Source organism: Spirosoma sp. (genome assembly GCF_048594605.1).
GTDB lineage: Bacteria > Bacteroidota > Bacteroidia > Cytophagales > Spirosomataceae > Spirosoma.
In genome coordinates this window covers 1-3,579 of record NZ_JBMDWV010000003.1, presented here as the reverse complement: position 1 = coordinate 3,579, position 3,579 = coordinate 1, and the positions used below count along the sequence as shown (strand labels likewise).

5 protein-coding genes are annotated in these 3,579 nt (G+C 42.9%); 4 read left to right on the top strand and 1 reads right to left on the bottom strand.

Features of this window, described 5'->3' with window-relative positions; genetic code table 11:
* Positions 1 to 342, top strand: a 342-nt coding sequence (locus ACOJS8_RS00140) for a hypothetical protein (RefSeq protein ID WP_420146501.1), incomplete at its 5' end; no start/stop codon positions are given.
* 483 nt (positions 343 to 825) lie between these two features.
* Here ACOJS8_RS00140 and ACOJS8_RS00135 read toward each other — a convergent pair.
* The gene (locus tag ACOJS8_RS00135; RefSeq protein WP_420146500.1) at positions 826 to 1,713 is read right to left on the bottom strand and encodes a DNA/RNA non-specific endonuclease; all 888 of its coding nucleotides are present in this window, start codon (positions 1,711 to 1,713) and stop codon (positions 826 to 828) included.
* Positions 1,714 to 1,970: 257 nt separating this feature from the next.
* Here ACOJS8_RS00135 and ACOJS8_RS00130 point away from each other — a divergent pair, with 257 nt between their 5' ends.
* The 3 genes from ACOJS8_RS00130 (at position 1,971) to ACOJS8_RS00120 (ending at position 3,552) form a co-directional block, all read left to right on the top strand.
* The gene (locus ACOJS8_RS00130; protein ID WP_420146499.1) at positions 1,971 to 2,429 is read left to right on the top strand and encodes a hypothetical protein; all 459 of its coding nucleotides are present in this window, start codon (positions 1,971 to 1,973) and stop codon (positions 2,427 to 2,429) included.
* Between the two features lie 11 nt (positions 2,430 to 2,440).
* Positions 2,441 to 2,962: a hypothetical protein gene (locus tag ACOJS8_RS00125; RefSeq protein WP_420146498.1), complete on the top strand. Its 522-nt coding sequence runs from the start codon at positions 2,441 to 2,443 to the stop codon at positions 2,960 to 2,962.
* A gap of 311 nt (positions 2,963 to 3,273) precedes the next feature.
* Positions 3,274 to 3,552 carry a hypothetical protein gene (locus ACOJS8_RS00120; protein ID WP_420146497.1) on the top strand — a complete coding sequence of 93 codons (279 nt, stop codon included), beginning with the start codon at positions 3,274 to 3,276 and terminating at the stop codon, positions 3,550 to 3,552.
* The last annotated feature ends 27 nt before the right edge of the window (positions 3,553 to 3,579 follow it).

Here is a 3,579-nt window from a genome sequence, read left to right as displayed (position 1 = left end):
ATATTAAGCTTAGCTCCAACACCGGCAATGTTAAACATTCAAATACCTATAGAAAAAAAGAATTTACATAAGTGTGGCATACCTTTAGATAATTTCACTTTGCATAAAGACGATGGCTATTTTAAAATGCAATTGTTGATGCACCTGATGGATACAACATCGCAAAAGCGAAAAAAAAACTTAGGGAACATATACACCAAAAAGGATATAATGAAAAAAGCAGCTGGTGAGCTAAGTAATTTTAAAATAGATATGAGAGCTTTAAAAAATAGTATAGAAAAATACGAAGATAACTCTGATTATTTATGCAGACCAGTTCTTAGAGTAATCAAATCTAACTAAAGCACAGTTGGGTTCTTTTTGTTTTAGAATTGTTATTCTTGTCTTTGTACCCTCTAATTCATAGATATGAAATACTTCTATATCTACACAATGCCTCCTCAATAGTTACAGCTTCATAATTAATATTTTACTTAAGTAATATATCAATCTGCCTAGGCATATATTGATATAACTCACCTCTCGTTGCCTTATTTTTTAAGTATACCTAAATAAACGTTTGAGCCAAATGAAGTGTGTATTTATTCTTTTACATTTTTTGGCCAACTTGCGACAAGGCGTAAACTGGCCAGAGGTAGCCAATCACGTGACATTCCACTTAATTGCTTTAGCGATAATCAAAACTTTGGAATGGACTTATGAATTTGTTTTAGAGGGTTTTGATAAAGTTCTAGCTTATCTCTTCTAATAATTTTCTCATTTTTCAGACAAAGCACTAATGAGTTAAATTAGTGCTTTGTCTTTTAAAAGGTTTATGAACACAAATTACTTATCAGTCAAATACACCGACTGAATCGTCTGTTTATCAACGCCCGCTTCAATTACCTGCTGAGTGGATACCGGTACGTTGGAGAAAAAATCAAGCCCTGTTTCTGCTTCGATCTCGTCTATGCTCGTCCGAAAACTGTTCCATTTCGCATCGCCCGTTGCATTCGTGTTCGGCATCCAGACCGCGATTACCCGCGTCTGAGCGTTGATCCGATTCAAGTCATTCGACCCGACGGGCAGCACCACAATTACTTTCCAAAGCACAGCCGGTACGGTCAGCTTCCCACCTGCCAGCGCCGTAGCGGTTCCGTTGTCGCCCTCCCCGCCTTGGCTGGATGGGCCGGCGATGATGTACAGCTCGTTGCCTTCCGCTACCAGACTGCGGCAGTATTCTTCCAGCAGTCGCCAGCTTTGCCGCTTGAACGCAGGCGCCTGGGGAACGATGTTGGAAAGAATAAACGTTGACCGGTTTTCCTCGGCTGTACTGTCGCGGTCATCGCTCGGACACAAATGCCCTCGATCAAAGCCTGTATTCGTATAATCCGAATGCCGCGCTACGTACCACCCAGAAGGCAGCAATGTTTCAGGAATGAAGTTTCCGGCGTAGCGGCTGGCTGATCCTTTCCAGGCTGAACTTAGATGCCAGCTCACCCAATTGGCGATACCGGTGGATTGGTTATACGAAACACTATACGTAGCGCGGGAAATCAGATACGCATTGGGACTGGCTTCGCTGGTTCGGGCGCCATCGGGATTACCCAGAGCCATATTGTCGTCGCGAGTCGGGGAAGTATTGTCAGGGGTTGAAACGCCAGGCTGTTTGCAGTGAACCAGCGTAAACAGCAGCAGGCCATAAGCCAGCAGCCGCAGGGAAATCGATTTCATGAATAGTATTGAAAAAGAGGAACAGGCTGTTAGCCTGTAGTAAAGGTACGCAGAGAACGCTACGTGTTTACGCTAATTCGGGCAGTGGGGACAGGGGTGTTCCAGTATGACAAGGCAATGTTTCCTCCTATTGGGTAAGAAGCGACTAAGATACTGACTAACCAATAAAACGAACAGATCCATGAGCAAGTTACTGCCTGTTTTCGTCGCTGTCCCGGCCCTATCCAACTGGTGGTGGACTCAAGAAACTTATTATCATGTATACCTCCTCAACTAGTGTTCAAAGTACCCCGGTACCAACGGAAAAACCAGCGAAAAAAATGCCTCTGGTTGTTACAAGTCTACAACAACTCATTTTTTTAGTTGATCAACCAACTATTACTAGATCAGCGGCTTACCAGGTAAAAATTGCCATTTCAGGAATACATGGGCATATGAATGCTCAGTTGGAACAACAGACCAATGAATACTTAAAAAGTTGTGGCTGTAAAGAAGGGATGGTCGCCGGTATCTTATTACTTGTTTTTGGCTGGTTGCTTCGCTTAGAAGGGGGCTGGGTGTTTGACAATGCTTTCCTTGATATGGCCACAATATTCCTGGTTGGAGCAGTGGCAGGAAAGGTTGGTACGTACGCCGTCCTTCGCTTTAAGATGGCTATACTCTTAAAAAGGGTAAGGAATTCGATTATAGAAGTGAACAAGTTTAGTCATATTTAATAACTGAAACAATGGCACTGGTATGCACCCAAATCGGAGAATGGATTCAGGAAAAAGTAACAAGGGAAGTTGAGGAATGGATAGAGAAAACAGAGGAGGTATGTGAAGACTGGCCTTGGCCGGTCAATTGGTTATGTAATTTTGTAACTACTTTTTTAAAAGTGATAACATATGTTGTGGATTTTGTAGCACGGTGGGTTGGCCAGACTGTTTGCAAAATTGTAGTTACACTGGCGGATGTAGTCAGCGATGTGTTTACAGGGGTGATTGGCATACTTGGGGGAATAGTTACGCTCAAGTGGGCCAAAATAGTCGATGGATTAATTATCATAGCAACGGGTATCGCCAGCTTCATTGGGGCTTATATCAGGATCGTTTTTCTTGGCGATACGATTGATTTCATTATAACAGAGATAAAAAAAGCCCAGCTTAAAAACCACGTTCGCAATCTGCTAGAAGCTAAGGGGTTTAACAACGGAAAGGCAAAAGTGGTCACAGTAATTACACCATGCAGGCCACTTTACAAGCAGTAAACACCACAACAGTTCTCTTAAACGCCCGTGGCTGCTGCTTAACTCACTTCAGTGTTTAAGTAAGGTGAAGTAGAAGTAATTCGAGCATTTTTCTGAGACTATCAAAATCCGAAATTGCACAATATCAGCTCGCCTTCATCTGTGTATGCTTTGGGGCAAAATGAAATGTGGTTTGGCTAATTTTCAGATAGTCTATTCCTTCAATCATCCAGAGCAACTTAGAGTAGCAGAGGCTAACCCAATAATTAGCCATGGAGACTATGCGTATATTGGAGTCAACAGGCCCTTTTTATCCAAAAACCTCAGCGAATATGAAAACTATCAATATCGCGATTGACATCCGTTCATTCTTATTAGGGGCTTTCACCTTAGGCGGCTTACTAACGCTCACTAACTTTAAACCCGCCCGCGATGCCCAGCCCGATCCGGCAGTTTTAGATACCCGCCGGTTTCAGGTGGTTGCTGGCGAAAGACAAGTGATCATTCTAGACACCAAAACAGGGCGGTTTATTCTCGACCCATTTGCCACCAGTAAACCAAAATGGGTAGTTGGCGATTTTGAACAAGTACAAAAGCTGGAAGGCAAGTAGGTTTTAGCCTATCCTTCAATCGAAGTT

What these genes read in the sequence shown, in the direction of transcription:
- ACOJS8_RS00120 (WP_420146497.1), top strand. Translation starts at nt 3,274, where the DNA reads ATGAAAACTATCAATATCGCGATTGACATCCGTTCATTCTTATTAGGG.
- ACOJS8_RS00125 (WP_420146498.1), top strand. Translation starts at nt 2,441, where the DNA reads ATGGCACTGGTATGCACCCAAATCGGAGAATGGATTCAGGAAAAAGTA.
- ACOJS8_RS00135 (WP_420146500.1), bottom strand. Translation starts at nt 1,713, where the DNA reads ATGAAATCGATTTCCCTGCGGCTGCTGGCTTATGGCCTGCTGCTGTTT.
- ACOJS8_RS00130 (WP_420146499.1), top strand. Translation starts at nt 1,971, where the DNA reads ATGTATACCTCCTCAACTAGTGTTCAAAGTACCCCGGTACCAACGGAA.